The sequence below is a fragment of the Micromonospora sp. LA-10 genome (assembly GCF_051853095.1).
Lineage (GTDB): Bacteria > Actinomycetota > Actinomycetes > Mycobacteriales > Micromonosporaceae > Micromonospora > Micromonospora echinospora_A.
In genome coordinates, this window is record NZ_CP195710.1 from 3,140,601 (window position 1) to 3,154,615 (window position 14,015).

Sequence of the window (14,015 nt, forward strand, 5' to 3'; positions counted from 1 at the left end):
CCCCAACGAGGTCAGCACTCGATCACGTTGACGGCGAGCCCGCCCCGCGCGGTCTCCTTGTACTTGACCTTCATGTCCGCGCCGGTCTCCCGCATGGTCTTGATGACCTTGTCCAGCGACACGTGGTGCACCCCGTCGCCGCGCAACGCCAGCCGGGCCGCGGTGATCGCCTTGATGCTGGCCACCGCGTTGCGCTCGATGCACGGGATCTGCACCAGGCCACCCACCGGGTCGCAGGTCAGCCCCAGGTTGTGCTCCATGCCGATCTCGGCGGCGTTCTCCACCTGCTCCGGCGTACCGCCGAGCGCCTCGGCCAGCCCGGCCGCCGCCATCGAGCACGCCGAACCCACCTCGCCCTGGCAGCCCACCTCGGCGCCGGAGATCGACGCGTTCTCCTTGAACAGCACGCCGATCGCGCCGGCCGCCAGCAGGAACCGGACCACGCCCTCCTCGGACGCGCCCGGCACGAACCGGGTGTAGTAGTGCAGCACGGCCGGGATGATCCCGGCGGCGCCGTTCGTCGGCGCGGTGACCACCCGCCCGCCGGCCGCGTTCTCCTCGTTGACCGCCAGCGCGAACAGCGTCACCCAGTCCATCGCGCGCAGCGGGTCCTGGCTGCCGGTCTCCGCCTCCAGGCTGCGCCGCATCTCGGCCGCGCGCCGCCGGACCTTCAACCCACCCGGGAGTACGCCGTCACGCGTGCAGCCGCTCTCCACGCATTCGCGCATCACCCGCCAGATCTCCAGCAGCCCGTCCCGCACGTCTGCCTCGCTGCGCCAGGACAGCTCGTTGGCGAGCATCACCTCGCTGATCGACAGGCCGGTGTCCGAGGTGACGGTCAGCAGTTCCGCGCCGGTGAGGAACGGATGCCGTACCCGGGTCGTGTCCGCCTTGATCCGGTCCGCCCCGGCCGCCTCCTCGTCCACCACGAAGCCGCCGCCGACCGAGTAGTACGTGCGTGTCCGCACCTCGTTCCCGGCCGCGTCGTACGCCGCGAACGTCATCCCGTTCGGGTGGTACGGCAACGAGCGCCGGCGGTGCAGCACCAGGTCGGCGTCCGGGTCGAAGTCGATCCCCTGGCTGCCGAACAGTTCGAGCCGCCGCTGCGTGCGAATCCGCTCCACACGCGGCCCCACCGAGTCGGTGTCGACAGTCTCCGGGACCTCGCCCTCCAGCCCCAACAGCACCGCCCGGTCGCTGCCGTGCCCGTGCCCGGTCGCGCCGAGCGAGCCGAACAGCTCCGCCCGTACGCGCGCCACGTCGGCGAGCTGCCCGTCGGCCTTCAGGCCCGCCACGAACGTACGGGCGGCCCGCATCGGCCCGACGGTGTGCGAGCTGGACGGCCCGATACCGACGCTGAAAAGATCGAAAACGCTGATCATTGGCTGCTTTCCTCGCCGTCGTCCCCGTTGTGCGGATCCGAGCCGGTGCGTGGGTTGCCGTACCCGCCAGGCGGGTGGACGGCCGGCGCCCGGGTGGGGGCGCCCGACCGGCGAGCCTACCCCGCCCCCGTAAATACCCGCCCCCACTCCACCCCATACCCGCCCCACCGCGACCACCCGCCCCGCAGTGCTCCCCCGCCCCCGCCGCCGCCCCGCCCCTCCCCCGTCGATCTTGGAGTTGTGGCGCCCAGGATGCCCGGTTCACGGCTTTCATGAACCGCCACAACTCCAAGATCGCCGCACAACGCGACACGAGCCGCTGCCCACTCCGCGGCTCCCGGCTCCCGGCTCCCGGCTCCCGGCTCCCGGCTCCCGGCTCCCGGCTCCCGGCTCCCGGCTCCCGGCTCCCGAGAGATCTTGGAACCAAACGGCCCCTATAGGGGCCCTTTCCTACCAAGATCTCCAAATCCCACTCACCGGAACACCAGTCCCGCAACACGGAACGGCACTCGACACCACACCCCACCGAAGGAGGCTCCCTCCGCACGCCACCCCCACCACTGCCGCGATCTTGCATTTGCGGCCCTGACAATCCAGCGCAGATCGGACACGACGAGGGCCTCAAGTGCAAGATCGCGGGACGCGGGACGCGGGACGCGGGACGCGGGACGCGGGAGGCGGGAGGCGGGAGGCGGGAGGCGGGAGGCGGGAAGGGCGGTGGCCCGGGGAATCTCCGCGGGTGCGTCGGTGGGGATGGTCCGGGGTATGCACTTACGGGTGCCCGGGTCGCCGATCATCCTCGGGGCCGAGGGCGCGGCGCGCACCCCTCTCTACCGTGGAATCAGCGCGGCGGATCGCCGCAGAAGTGGGAGACGACGATGAGTCGCAAACTGGTCCGGCCCCGCCAGGGGCGCATGATCGCCGGTGTCTGTGCCGGCCTGGGGCAGCGGTTCGGCATGTCGGCCGGCATGGTCCGGCTGCTGTTCCTGCTGTCGCTGCTGCTGCCCGGCACGCAGGTGATCATCTACCTGATCCTGTGGGTCCTGATGCCGAACGAGGACCGCTACCTCGCCACCCGCTGACGCGACACGACGCGACACGAAGCCGGGACACCGGCACGCACGCGAACGCGCCCGCCCCGGAACGATCGGGGCGGGCGCGCGACGCAAAAGGACACCAGGTCAGGGAGCCGTGTAGGTGACTGTCACCTTCTCGTAGCCGAGGGACCGCAGCAGCCCTTCCAACATCTTGCGGGTGTTCTCCTGGGCGCGGGCGGCGAGCCCGCTGTCCCGGGCCGCCGCGGTGATCCGGTCCTCGGCGAGCTTGTAGACCTGCTGCTGCCGGTTGGGGTCGCCCGCCACCAGGTCGTTGAGCCGGTTGATCAGGCCGCGCTGCTCGGCGAACACGTAGCTCTTGTCCATGTCCAGGTCGGTCTCGCCGAGCTGCGGCGCGGGCAGCTTGATCTCGGCGGACTTGCCGTCCTCGGAGACCACCACGGCGCCGTCCGCGATCTTCGCAAAGTCGACGTACGCCTCGACGCGGCCCGCCCCGACGAACAGCGTGCGCTCGTTGAGCAGGAAGTCGGGCACGTTGCGCCTGTCGTTCTGCACGTCGACGACGACCTGGAAGTTGCCCTCGGCGGCGACGTAGCGGCTCAGGTCACGGATCGACTTGAGCAGCGGCGGCTGGCTTCGGTCGGTCTGCTCCTTGGCGAACGGGTTGCGGAAGTCGGGCAGCAGACCGGTGGCCTGCACGCCGAGCAGCACCACCACCGCCAGCGCCGCCGCGCCGAGCACCCAGAGCAGGCCCCGTGCCGCGCCGCCGCCCGACGGCGGGACACCCGGGCCGGGATCGCGGTCCGGGTCGGGTGAGCCCTCCGCCCGGTCGCGAAGGGACTCACTGGTGGGGTAGTCCGGGAACTCCCGGGTGGGCTCGTTGATGTCACCGTCGCGGGCCATCGCCCTCACCGTCCTCGTCCGACACATCGACTGACAATGACGGTACGGCCACCGTGCGACAGTCGCGCGTCGAGCGCCCCGATCGAGTGAAACCGCAGGTCAGGCGAACGCGGACAGGCCGGTGAGCCGCTGGCCGATGACGAGCTGGTGGATCTCGGAGGTGCCCTCGTAGGTGAGGACGCTCTCCAGGTTGTTGGCGTGCCGCATCACCGGGTACTCGCCGGAGACGCCGTTCGCGCCGAGGATCGTGCGGCACTGGCGGGCGATGGCCAGCGCCTCCCGGACGTTGTTCAGCTTGCCCACGCTCACCTGCTCGGGCCGCAGCGTGCCGGCGTCGGCGAGGCGGCCCAGGTGCAGCGCGAGCAGCATCCCCTTGTTCCACTCCACCGCCATGTCGGCGAGCTTGGCCTGGGTCAGCTGGAAGCCGGCGAGCGGGCGGCCGAACTGGGTGCGCGTCGTCGCGTACTCCAGTGCGGTCTCCAGGCAGTCGCGGGCCGCGCCGAGCGCGCCCCAGACGATGCCGTGCCGGGCCTCGGTCAGGCACCCCAGCGGCGCCTTCAGCCCGATCGCCTCGGGCAGTCGCGCGTCGGCCGGCAGCCGGACGTCGTCGAGCGCGATCTCGCCGGTCAGGGACGCGCGCAGCGACATCTTGTGCCGAATCTCGCGCGCCGTCACCCCCGGCGTGTCCATGGGTACGGCGAAGCCGCGCACGCCCTCGTCGGTGCGCGCCCAGATCACGCCCACGTCGGCGATGGGGGCGTTGGTGATCCACAGTTTGCTGCCGTTGAGGATCCAGTCGTCGCCGTCGCGGCGGGCACGGGTGGCCATCGAACCGGGGTCGGAGCCGTGGTCCGGCTCGGTCAGCCCGAAGCAGCCGATCGCCTCGCCGTTGGCCATGGCGGGCAGCCAGCGCTGCTTCTGCTCCTCGCTGCCGTAGCGCCAGATGGCGTACATGGCCAGCGATCCCTGCACCGACACCAGCGAGCGGACGCCCGAGTCGCCGGCTTCCAGTTCCAGGCAGGCCAGCCCGTACGCGACAGCGGACGCGCCGGCGCAGCCGTACCCGGTCAGGTGCATGCCGAGCAGGCCGAGCTTGCCGAACTCGCGGGCCAGCTCACGGGCCGGCACCTGGCCGTCCTCGTACCAGCCGGCGACGTGGGGGCGTACCCGGTCGGTCACGAGCTGGCGCACGACGGCGCGGATCTGCCGCTCCTCCTCGCTGAGCGACGCATCGATGTCGAGCAGGTCCAGAGGAGTCATGGCGTCACCTTAACCAAGGCTCAGCCGGGCGTCACTCGCCCTGGTCGCCGAGGACCAGCACACGCGCGTGGATCTGGTTGCGCTGCTGCAGCGCCGCGCGCAGCGCCCGGTGCAGGCCGTCCTCCAGGTAGAGGCCGCCGTTCCACTGGACCACGTGCGGGAAGAGGTCGCCGTAGAAGGTGGAGTCCTCCGCGAGCAGCTTGTCCAGCGCCAGTTCGCGCTTGGTGGTGATGAGCTGGTCCAGCCGCAGCGGGCGCGGCGGGATCTCGGCCCACTGCTTCAGCGTGAGGTTGTGCTCCGGGTAGGGACGCCCGTCCCGGACCGCCCTGAAGATCACGGCGTGCTCTCCTCCCCCAGGCCCGGCTGACGATGTGGATGTCAGCCTAACCGCTCAGGTCCACCGTCCCCGCCGCACCACATCCTGCACCGGACGCCGCCCTCGGCGCAGCGACGGTGACCGATGGTCAACGGCACGATAACCCACTGTGATTGCGCCGACGGGGCTGAGTTCCGGCGGTACCCCGAACGCCTCCCGGTACGCCTCGATCCGCTGCGGCGGAATGCCGAAGAAGCAGGCGCCCAGCCCTTCGTCCACGGCGGTGAGCAGCATCAGCAGCGCCGCGAAGCCGGTGTCCACGTACCAGTAGGGCACCGGCCAGCGATCCTCGGCGCGGTCCGCCCAGCCCTTGTCCGGCTCGGCGTAGCGGTCCAGGTAGGCGTCGCGGTTGGCGTGCGGCACCACGATCAGCGGGGCCCGGCGCATCCCGGTCAGCCAGCGTTCCCGGCCGCCGCCGCCAGGCGTGGTGGCGGCCCAGAACCGTTCCCGGTCCTCGGGTTCCTCCAGCACCAGGAAGCCCCAGCCCTGGGCGAAACCGGCCGACGGCGCGCGGACGGCGTGGTCCAGCAGGCGGTCCACCACTTCCGGGGGCACCGGACGGTCGGGGTCGTAGTTGCGCACCATCCGGCGGCGGCGGACGACCTCGGCGAACTCCACGCTCAGACCTCCGGCCGGACGCCCCAGGCGCCCCGCCAGGTCTGCCCCGGCTCCAGCGTGATGACGTCCTTGCCGGAGCGGAACGCGTCCGGCGGGCAGGTCATCGGCTCCACCGCCACCGACCGGCGGTGCCGTTCCCCGCCGAGCGTGTCGCCGGTGAACACCTGCCACCAGCCGAACTCGCGGTCCGCCCAGATCCGCAGCCCGGACGAGCCGTCCGCCGAGCCGAGCGTCACCGCCGAACCGCCGTCGGCGTCGCGCTCGACGTCACCGAAGGCGGTGTCGAGGACCAGGTCGCCGATCGGGCGCGGGCTGGTGAAGTCGAACTCGGAGCCGGCCACCTCGGTCGCCCCGACGGGCAGCAGCCGGCTGTCCACCAGCACCCGCCGCCGGGCCGGCAGGTGCAGCCGCAGCCCGTCCACGCCGGCCTTCGGCAGTTGCAGGTAGGGGTGCACGGAGAAGCCGAACGGCGCCGGCTCGCCGGACAGGTTCGTCGCCTCGTGCTCGGCCCGCAGCCCGTCCGGGCCGACGCTCCACCGGGCCCGCACCCGCAGCGCCCACGGGTAGCCGGGGCTGGGCGGCAGGTCGTAGCCGATCGTCACGCTGTCCGCCGACTGCTCGATCAGGTGCCACCGCGCCCAGTTCACCAGGCCGTGGAGCGCGTTGTGCCGCTCCGGCTCGGTGAGGTCGAGCTGGAACGACCGCTCCCCGAACGAGTAGACGCCGTCCCGGATCCGGTTCGGCCAGGGCGCGAGCACCTGACCGGCCGAGCCGGGACAGACCTCGTCCTCGGCGTACCCGTCGAGGTAGTCCACTCCGTCGTGCCGGTATGCCCGCAGCCCGCCGCCCACCTCGACCACGACGGCCTCGTGGCCGTCGGCCGCGATGGTCCACTGTGTACCGGAAGGTGGCTGCACGTCGATCCCCATGTCGGCGACCCTACCGTCAGCGCGGCTCCTCGGCGGGGGTGGTCGAGCGATAGCGCAGCAACGCCGGGAACGCCACCACCAGCAACACCGCGAGTACGGCGGCGGCCAGGCCACCACCGACCATGGCGAAACCGGTGCCGAAACCGGCGGCCATCGCACCGGCGCGCAGGTCGCCCAGGCGCGGGCCGCCGGCCACCACCACCGTGTTGACGCCCTGGAGGCGGCCCCGCATCCGGTCCGGCGCGTAGACCAGCAGCATCGACTGGCGCAGCGTGGCGCTGACCAGGTCCGCCGCCCCGGCGACGCCGAGCAGCACCACCGCCAGCCACAACTGGCCGGCCAGCCCGGCGAGCGCGATCGCCACGCCCCAGCCCACCACCGCCACGGTGAGCGCGACGCCCTGCCGGCGTACCCGGCCGATCCACCCGGATGTCAGGCCGCCCAGCATCGCGCCGATGGCGATGGAGCTGTAGAGCCAGCCCACCGCCGAAGCGCCGCCGAAGCGTTCCTGCGCCAGCTCCGGGAAGAGCGCGCGCGGCATGGCCAGGATCATCGCGATCAGGTCGATGGCGAAGGAGAGCAGCAGCACCCGCGTGGAGGCCAGGTAGCGGAAGCCGTCGACGATGCTGGCCAGCCCGGCCTTGCGGACGCCGCCGTTTGGGTCCGGCGCGGGCGGCATCGCGGGCAGCCGCAGCGTCGCCCAGAGCGCCGCCGTGTAGAGCAGCGCGTCCACCGCGTACGCGATGGGCAGCGCCGTCTCGACCTCCCACCCGGCGAAGATCAGGCCGGCGGCGAGCGGGCCGAAGACGGCGGCTGCGGTGAACGTGGTGAAGTTCAGCGTGGTCGCGGCCGGGACCAGCTCGGCCGGCACCAGCCGGGGCAGGATCGCGCTGCGGGCCGGCGAGGTGATCGCGAAGGCGGTCGACTGGAGGGCGACGAGCAGCAGGAGCAGCAGCGGGCTGCGCGCGCCGGCCAGCGACTGCACCAGCAGCCCCAGCGTCGAGGCCCAGAGCACGCAACCGCCGACGAGCAGCACCCGGCGGCGGTCCCGGGCGTCGGCGATCGCGCCGCCCCACAACCCGAACAGCAGCAGCGGCACGAACCCGGCGATGCCCAGCAGGCCGACCCAGAGCGAGCCGCCGGTCAGGTCGAACATCTCCACCGGCACCGCCACGGCGGTGAACTGGAAGCCGAACATGGCGATCGCGTTGCCGGTCCACACCCGCCGGTACGCCGGCACCCGCAGCGGACGCAGGTCGATCGCCCAGCGGCGCGCTCCCCGCCGCCGGGCCGTAGTGACGTCGGTCACGGCGCGAGCCGCTCGACGACGAAGACCCCGTCCCCGGTACGCCGGAAGCGCAGCCGGTCGTGCAGCCGGCTCGCCCGGCCCTGCCAGAACTCGACGGTCTCCGGACGGACCCGGAAGCCGCCCCAGTGCGGCGGCGCGGGAATCGGGTCCACGTCGGCGAACCGCTCCGCCGCCGCCCGGTACGCCTCGTCGAGCGCGGCCCGGTCCGGCACCACCGAGGACTGGGCGCTGGCCCACGCCCCGAGCTGCGAGCCGCGCGGCCGGCCGGCGAAGTACGCCTCGGTCTCGGCCCGGTCCACCTGCTCGACCCGGCCGGTCACCGTCACCTGCCGCTGCATCGGGAACCAGGGGAACACCAGGCTGGCCCACGGGTTCCCGGTCACCTCGGCGCCCTTGCGCGAGCCGTGGTTGGTGTAGAAGACGAAGCCCTCCGGGTCGTACCCCTTGAGCAGCACGGTGCGTCCGCTGGGTCGGCCCCGGGCGTCGGCGGTGCCGAGCACCATCGCGTTCGGCTCGGGCAGCGGATGTGCCACCGCGTCGGCGAACCAGCCGGCGAACTGGGTGTGCCAGTCCGTGGCCAGGTCCGTCTCGGTCAGGCCCAGGTCGGCGGCGTACTCGTTACGCATTCCGGCCGGGGCGGGTGTGTCGCCTGTCACTGTGGTCGTCCCTCTCCCGGGCATGCCGGCGTCCCCCGACGCTGGCCAGGCCCCGGTACCCAGTCTTCTCCCTGTCTCCCCGACCGCCAGCGGCGGGGATGTCGTGTGGCGCACAGTGGCTGTGGGTCGCGCAGTCTGTTACCCACCGGGCAAGATGTTCCGAACCACACCCCTGAAGGGTCGCCTGAGCTGCGGGGCTCGATCAGCCCGCCCGGGCGCGCCGAGCCGAAGCCAGGAGACGACATGTCCGATTTCAAACCGGGCCTGGAGGGCGTCGTAGCCTTCGAGACCGAGATCGCCGAACCCGACCGCGCGGGGGGATCACTGCGCTACCGGGGCGTGGATATCGAGGACCTGATCGGCCAGGTCTCGTTCGGCAACGTCTGGGCACTGCTGGTGGACGGCCGGTTCGGCCCGGGCCTGCCGCCGGCCGAGCCGTTCCCGGTGCCGGTGCACTCCGGTGACATCCGCGTCGACGTGCAGTCCGCCGTCGCCATGCTGGCTCCGTACTGGGGGCTCAACCAGCTCCTCGACATCTCCGACGAGCAGGCCCGCGAGGACCTGGCCCGGGTGTCGGTCACCGCGCTGTCCTTCGTCGCCCAGTCGGCGCGCGGCCTGGGCCTGCCGGCCGTGCCGCAGAAGGAGATCGACAAGGCGGAGACCATCGTCGAGCGGTTCATGAAGCGGTGGCGGGGTGAGCCCGACCCGCGGCACGTCAAGGCCGTCGACGCGTACTTCATCTCGGCCGCCGAGCACGGCCTGAACGCCTCCACCTTCACCGCCCGGATCGTCGCCTCCACCGGCGCGGACGCCGCGGCCTGCATCTCCTCCGGCATCGGCGCGCTCTCCGGCCCGCTGCACGGCGGCGCCCCGTCCCGGGTGCTCAGCATGCTGGAGGCGGTCGAGCGCAGCGGCGACGCCGACGGGTACGTCAAGGGCGTGCTCGACCGGGGCGAGCGGCTGATGGGCTTCGGCCACCGGGTCTACCGGGCCGAGGACCCCCGCGCCCGCGTGCTGCGGCGTACCGCCAAGGAGCTGGGCGCGCCCCGCTTCGAGGTCGCCGAGGCGCTGGAGAAGGCCGCCCTGGCCGAGCTCCAGGCCCGCCGCCCGGACCGCGTCCTCGCCACGAACGTCGAGTTCTGGTCGGCCGTGGTGCTGGACTTCGCCGAGGTGCCTGCGCACATGTTCACCTCGATGTTCACCTGCGCCCGGATGGGCGGCTGGTCCGCGCACATCCTGGAGCAGAAGAAGCTCCAGCGGCTGGTGCGCCCGTCGGCGACGTACGTCGGCCACGGCTCGCGCAAGCCGCAGCAGGTCGAGGGCTGGGACGCCATCCCGCACGGCGTCTGACGTCTCGCCCGGGGCCCCGCTTCCACCCGCCGGTGGAGCGGGGCCCCGGCACGTCCGGGGGCGCCCCGGTCAGCGCCGCCACAGGCGCCAGGTCATCACGCCCATGACCACCGCGCCGGTCAGCGCGATGGCCGGCAGGAGGAACGGCAGGTGGTGGGTCCGGGTGTCCATGGCGTACCAGGCCGGGTCGTCCGGGTGGTAGAGCACCGGCACCTCGTCGCCGACCCGGGTGCCGGAGTAGACGTCGATCTCGGCGACCACCCTCCGGCCCTCGGCGGTGACGAACGCCACCCGTGCCGGGTCGCCCTCGAACCCCAGAACGATGCCGGTGGCAGTGGTCTCCGCGCCGAGCAGGCGCGCGTCCTGGTCCGCCTTGACGGCGGCGACCATCAGGAAGACCGTCGCGGCCACGACGCCGAACGCCAGCGCCAGCCACTCCCCGAACGAGCGGCGGTGTCCTCGGCTCATCCGTCACCTCCGTCACTCATGCTCGCGGGTGCGGGCAACCGCCGTCGCCGCCCGTGTGGCGGACGCCTCACCGACCGGGATGGGACAGCCCGCCGGACGTGCCCGGGCAGGTGCGAGGATGGCCGTGGCAGTGTCGCCGGAACGGGCTCGGACGCCGCCCGCCGCCACGCGGCAGCACATCGTCCGCGCCCTGCCAGCTCACCTCTCGCCCATGCGGAAGGATCTTCAAGACCGTGGCTGACGCACCGACCATCCGGATTCCCGACGAGATCAGGCCCGCCGACGGACGATTCGGCTGCGGCCCGTCCAAGGTCCGTCCGGCCGCGGTCTCCGCCCTCGCCGACGTCGCCACCAGCTACCTGGGCACTTCGCACCGGCAGAAGACGGTCCGCGACCAGGTCGCCCGGCTGCGCCGCGGCCTGGCCGAGTTCTACTCCCTGCCCGAGGGGTACGAGGTGGTGCTCGGCAACGGCGGCACCACCGCGTTCTGGGAGGTCGCCACGTTCGGCCTGATCCGCGACCGGGCCCAGTTCGCCAGCTTCGGCGAGTTCGGCGCCAAGTTCGCCAAGTCGGTCAAGGACGCACCGTTCCTGGGCGAGCCGACGGTACGCAAGTCCGACGCGGGCAGCGCCCCGACGCTGGTGGCCGAGGCCGGCGTGGACGTCTACGCCACCCCGCACAACGAGACCTCCACCGGCGTCGCGGTGCCGATCAGCCGGGTGCCGGGCGCCGACGAGGGCTCGCTGCTGCTGGTCGACGCCACCTCCGGCGCGGGCGGCCTGGACGTCGACGTCGCCCAGACCGACGTCTACTACTTCGCGCCGCAGAAGTGCTTCGGCTCCGACGGCGGCCTCTGGCTGGCCCTGATGTCGCCGGCCGCGCTGGCCCGGGCCACCGAGATCAAGGAGTCCGGTCGCTACATCCCGGCCTTCCTCGACCCGGTCACCGCGATCGACAACTCGCGGCTGGAGCAGACGTACAACACCCCGGCGCTGGCGACCATCTTCCTGGCCGCCGAGCAGACCGACTGGATGAACTCCCAGGGCGGGCTGGCCTGGGCGGCCAAGCGCACCGCCGAGAGCGCCGGCATCGTGTACGGCTGGGCCGAGCGCTCGTCGTTCGCCACGCCGTTCGTGTCGGACCCGGCGCTGCGGTCCAACGTGGTCGCCACAGTCGACTTCGCCGACGGGGTGGACGCCACGGCGATCGCCAAGGTGCTGCGCGCGAACGGCATCGTCGACACCGAGCCGTACCGCAAGCTGGGCCGCAACCAGCTGCGGGTGGCGCTCTTCCCGGCCGTCGAGCCGGCCGACGTCGAGGCGCTCACCGCGTCGATCGACTACGTGGTCGAGCGACTCTGATCACTCCGTCACGGTGCGTGGCCGTCAGGGCTCCGGCGGCCACCCACCGTGATCATTACCGCAGCTCAGTCACGACATGCCGGGGTGTCGCAGTCCCCATCGCCGGGTAGATGAGCGTACGGTGGTGCGAGACGCCCGGGTGGCCGGCTCCCGTGGCGTGACGGCCAGCGAAGCGGGACGGAGGCAAGCCCATGCGCCCAGTACGCTTCGTCGCCCTCTCCGAGGACGGCCAGGCCCTGGTGCTCGCCGACGAGGTGGGGCGCCTGCTCGCCCTGCCCATCGACGAACGGATCGCGTCGGCGCTGCACGCCGAGCCGGGCGCCCCGCCGCTCGCGGTGGTGCCGAGCGCCACCGACCCGACGCCGTCGCTGTCCCCACGGGACATCCAGGCCCGCATCCGCTCCGGTGAGTCCGCTGAGGACGTCGCCCGCATCGCCGGCGTGCCGGTCGACCGGGTGCTGCGTTACGCCGGCCCGGTGCTCCAGGAGCGGGCCATGCTCGCCCAGCACGCCCGGCGCACCCGGCTGAAGGGCGCGGAGAAGCCGACCCCGCTGGCCGAGGTCGTCAACGGCCGGCTGGCCCAGCACGGGATCGACACCGAGAAGATCTCGTGGGACGCCTACCGCCGCGACGACGGCACCTGGCGGATCATCGCGACCTGGCCGTCCGGCAAGGCCACCGCGCAGGCGGTGTGGGATCTGGACAAGACCCGCCAGAACGTCGCCCCGCACGACGACATGGCGCAGTACCTGTGCGCCGAGCGGCCCACACCGATCCTCGGCCAGGAGCCGGCGCCGGAGCGGGGTGGCCACGCGCTGCCAGGTCCGTCGCGCGGCGAGCCGAGCCGTGGCGGGCACGGCCTGCCGGCCGCCTCCGACCACGCCCGTCCGGCGCGCGACCCGATCCGCGCCGGCCGGGACGCGCTGCTCGCCTCGCTGGACCGGCCGCTCGGCGGCACGTCCGGGCGCGGTCTCGACACCCGCTCCCCGGCCGCGCTGGCCGGGCAGGAGGCGCCCCGTCAGCGTGCCGTTGCCGGTGGCGCCGCCGCGCTGCTCGGTGGTGGGCAGGGTTCGGCCTTCGACGACGACTCGGACGCGCCGAAGGAGATCCCGGCCGTACCCTCGCTCGCAGTGCTGCGGCCCCGCCGCACCGGCCCCGCGGCAGCGACCGGCGGTGCTGGCACCGAGTCCACCGACGCCAGTGGCAAGCCGCGCAAGCGGCTGCCGAGCTGGGACGACGTGCTCTTCGGCACCGGCCCGGCAGCCCGCGAATCCTCCTGATCCGCAGCTCCACCCTGGCTCGTCGAGAGGGCACTCTAAGTGCCGGCGTGCCAGGGTGGAGTCATGGAGTACACGAACCTGGGACGCACCGGCCTGTCCGTGAGCCGACTCTGCCTCGGCACCATGAACTTCGGTCCGCAGACCGACGAACCGGACAGCTTCGCCATCATGGACCGGGCGCTCGAACACGGGATCAACTTCTTCGACACCGCGAACGTCTACGGCTGGAAGCTCGGTGAGGGCGTCACCGAGCAGATCGTCGGCCGCTGGTTCGCGCAGGGCGGCGGGCGCCGCGACAAGGTCGTCCTCGCCACAAAGGTGTACGGCAAGATGGGCGAGTGGCCCAACGAGCAGGGCCTGAGCGCCCGGCACATCATCCGGGCCTGCGAGGACTCGCTGCGCCGCCTCCAGACCGACACCATCGACCTCTACCAGATGCACCACATCTCCCGGACCACGCCGTGGGAGGAGATCTGGCAGGCGATGGAGACGCTCGTCGCCCAGGGCAAGGTGCTCTACGTCGGCTCGTCCAACTTCGCCGGCTGGCACATCGCCCAGGCGCAGGCCGCGGCGGGCAAGCGCAACTTCCTCGGCCTCGTCTCCGAGCAGTGCATCTACAACCTGCTGACCCGGTACGTCGAGCTGGAGGTCGTGCCGGCCGCGCAGCACTACGGCCTGGGCATCATCCCCTGGTCGCCGCTGCACGGCGGGCTGCTCTCCGGCATCATCCGCAAGATGGCCGACGGCAGCGCGGCGCGCGGCACCACCGGCCGCTCGGCCGACGCGCTGGCCGAGCACCGCAGCACCATCGAGGCGTACGAGAAGCTCTGCGCCGACCTGGGCCACGACCCGGCCGACGTGGCGCTGGCCTGGCTGCTGTCCCGTCCGGGCGTGACCGCCCCGATCGTCGGCCCGCGCACCATGGACCAGCTCGACCGCAACCTCGGCGCGCTCGACGTCCACCTGGACGAGGCCACGCTCACTCGCCTGGACGAGCTGTTCCCGCCGGTCGGCAACGGCGGCCCCGGCCCCGAGGCCTGGGCCTGGTAGGTGAAAGGAAGGGCCCCT

General features: G+C 72.6%; 14 protein-coding genes. 5 read left to right on the top strand and 9 right to left on the bottom strand.

What is annotated here, in order from left to right; all coding sequences use genetic code 11:
* Positions 1-11 precede the first annotated feature (11 nt).
* Entirely contained in the window at positions 12-1,382 is a 1,371-nt protein-coding gene (locus ACSDG8_RS14750; RefSeq protein ID WP_210895863.1) for an L-serine ammonia-lyase, read from the bottom strand.
* Positions 1,383-2,260: 878 nt separating this feature from the next.
* On the opposite strand from ACSDG8_RS14750, the gene ACSDG8_RS14755 reads away from it, so the two are divergent.
* On the top strand, positions 2,261-2,464 hold the full coding sequence (locus ACSDG8_RS14755; protein ID WP_030503550.1) for a PspC domain-containing protein: 204 nt from the start codon (positions 2,261-2,263) through the stop codon (positions 2,462-2,464).
* A gap of 99 nt (positions 2,465-2,563) precedes the next feature.
* Here the strand turns inward: ACSDG8_RS14755 and ACSDG8_RS14760 are convergent, their stop codons facing one another.
* The 7 genes from ACSDG8_RS14760 to pdxH all read right to left on the bottom strand — a co-directional run bounded on the left by ACSDG8_RS14760 (position 2,564) and on the right by pdxH (position 8,512).
* Entirely contained in the window at positions 2,564-3,340 is a 777-nt protein-coding gene (locus tag ACSDG8_RS14760; protein WP_210892949.1) for a DUF4230 domain-containing protein, read from the bottom strand.
* 99 nt (positions 3,341-3,439) lie between these two features.
* Positions 3,440-4,600 (bottom strand): acyl-CoA dehydrogenase family protein, encoded by a 1,161-nt coding sequence (locus ACSDG8_RS14765; protein WP_210892947.1) that lies wholly within the window; start codon positions 4,598-4,600, stop codon positions 3,440-3,442.
* A 31-nt stretch (positions 4,601-4,631) separates the two neighbouring features.
* Positions 4,632-4,937 carry a type II toxin-antitoxin system VapB family antitoxin gene (locus ACSDG8_RS14770; protein ID WP_013283726.1) on the bottom strand — a complete coding sequence of 102 codons (306 nt, stop codon included), beginning with the start codon at positions 4,935-4,937 and terminating at the stop codon, positions 4,632-4,634.
* 54 nt (positions 4,938-4,991) lie between these two features.
* On the bottom strand, positions 4,992-5,594 hold the full coding sequence (locus ACSDG8_RS14775; protein WP_174537344.1) for a nitroreductase family protein: 603 nt from the start codon (positions 5,592-5,594) through the stop codon (positions 4,992-4,994).
* Positions 5,595-5,596: 2 nt separating this feature from the next.
* Complete coding sequence (locus tag ACSDG8_RS14780; protein WP_210892945.1) at positions 5,597-6,523, bottom strand: aldose 1-epimerase family protein; 927 nt, start codon at positions 6,521-6,523, stop codon at positions 5,597-5,599.
* A 16-nt stretch (positions 6,524-6,539) separates the two neighbouring features.
* Positions 6,540-7,832: an MFS transporter gene (locus ACSDG8_RS14785; protein WP_210892943.1), complete on the bottom strand. Its 1,293-nt coding sequence runs from the start codon at positions 7,830-7,832 to the stop codon at positions 6,540-6,542.
* Entirely contained in the window at positions 7,829-8,512 is a 684-nt protein-coding gene (pdxH, locus tag ACSDG8_RS14790) for a pyridoxamine 5'-phosphate oxidase (protein ID WP_210892940.1), read from the bottom strand. Before pdxH ends, ACSDG8_RS14785 begins: the two co-directional genes overlap by 4 nt.
* Before the next feature lie 219 nt (positions 8,513-8,731).
* On the opposite strand from pdxH, the gene ACSDG8_RS14795 reads away from it, so the two are divergent.
* Complete coding sequence (locus tag ACSDG8_RS14795; RefSeq protein ID WP_210892938.1) at positions 8,732-9,838, top strand: citrate synthase 2; 1,107 nt, start codon at positions 8,732-8,734, stop codon at positions 9,836-9,838.
* 69 nt (positions 9,839-9,907) lie between these two features.
* On the opposite strand, the gene ACSDG8_RS14800 is transcribed toward ACSDG8_RS14795, so the two are convergent.
* A complete protein-coding gene (locus tag ACSDG8_RS14800) occupies positions 9,908-10,306 on the bottom strand; it encodes a DUF3592 domain-containing protein (RefSeq protein ID WP_210892936.1) in 399 nt (132 codons plus the stop codon).
* A 233-nt stretch (positions 10,307-10,539) separates the two neighbouring features.
* On the opposite strand from ACSDG8_RS14800, the gene serC reads away from it, so the two are divergent.
* The 3 genes from serC to ACSDG8_RS14815 all read left to right on the top strand — a co-directional run bounded on the left by serC (position 10,540) and on the right by ACSDG8_RS14815 (position 13,997).
* Positions 10,540-11,667 (top strand): phosphoserine transaminase, encoded by a 1,128-nt coding sequence (serC, locus tag ACSDG8_RS14805; RefSeq protein WP_439427963.1) that lies wholly within the window; start codon positions 10,540-10,542, stop codon positions 11,665-11,667.
* Between the two features lie 191 nt (positions 11,668-11,858).
* The gene (gene sepH, locus ACSDG8_RS14810) at positions 11,859-12,947 is read left to right on the top strand and encodes a septation protein SepH (RefSeq protein WP_210892932.1); all 1,089 of its coding nucleotides are present in this window, start codon (positions 11,859-11,861) and stop codon (positions 12,945-12,947) included.
* A 63-nt stretch (positions 12,948-13,010) separates the two neighbouring features.
* Positions 13,011-13,997, top strand: coding sequence for an aldo/keto reductase (locus ACSDG8_RS14815; RefSeq protein WP_439427964.1), 987 nt, complete (start codon positions 13,011-13,013; stop codon positions 13,995-13,997).
* Positions 13,998-14,015: the final 18 nt, after the last annotated feature.

Bases quoted from the DNA above. Each gene is read 5' to 3' on its own strand.
- ACSDG8_RS14755 (WP_030503550.1), top strand. From the start codon at position 2,261: ATGAGTCGCAAACTGGTCCGGCCCCGCCAGGGGCGCATGATCGCCGGT.
- pdxH (WP_210892940.1), bottom strand. From the start codon at position 8,512: ATGCCCGGGAGAGGGACGACCACAGTGACAGGCGACACACCCGCCCCG.
- ACSDG8_RS14815 (WP_439427964.1), top strand. From the start codon at position 13,011: ATGGAGTACACGAACCTGGGACGCACCGGCCTGTCCGTGAGCCGACTC.
- ACSDG8_RS14800 (WP_210892936.1), bottom strand. From the start codon at position 10,306: ATGAGCCGAGGACACCGCCGCTCGTTCGGGGAGTGGCTGGCGCTGGCG.
- ACSDG8_RS14760 (WP_210892949.1), bottom strand. From the start codon at position 3,340: ATGGCCCGCGACGGTGACATCAACGAGCCCACCCGGGAGTTCCCGGAC.
- ACSDG8_RS14795 (WP_210892938.1), top strand. From the start codon at position 8,732: ATGTCCGATTTCAAACCGGGCCTGGAGGGCGTCGTAGCCTTCGAGACC.
- ACSDG8_RS14780 (WP_210892945.1), bottom strand. From the start codon at position 6,523: ATGGGGATCGACGTGCAGCCACCTTCCGGTACACAGTGGACCATCGCG.
- ACSDG8_RS14750 (WP_210895863.1), bottom strand. From the start codon at position 1,382: ATGATCAGCGTTTTCGATCTTTTCAGCGTCGGTATCGGGCCGTCCAGC.
- sepH (WP_210892932.1), top strand. From the start codon at position 11,859: ATGCGCCCAGTACGCTTCGTCGCCCTCTCCGAGGACGGCCAGGCCCTG.
- ACSDG8_RS14765 (WP_210892947.1), bottom strand. From the start codon at position 4,600: ATGACTCCTCTGGACCTGCTCGACATCGATGCGTCGCTCAGCGAGGAG.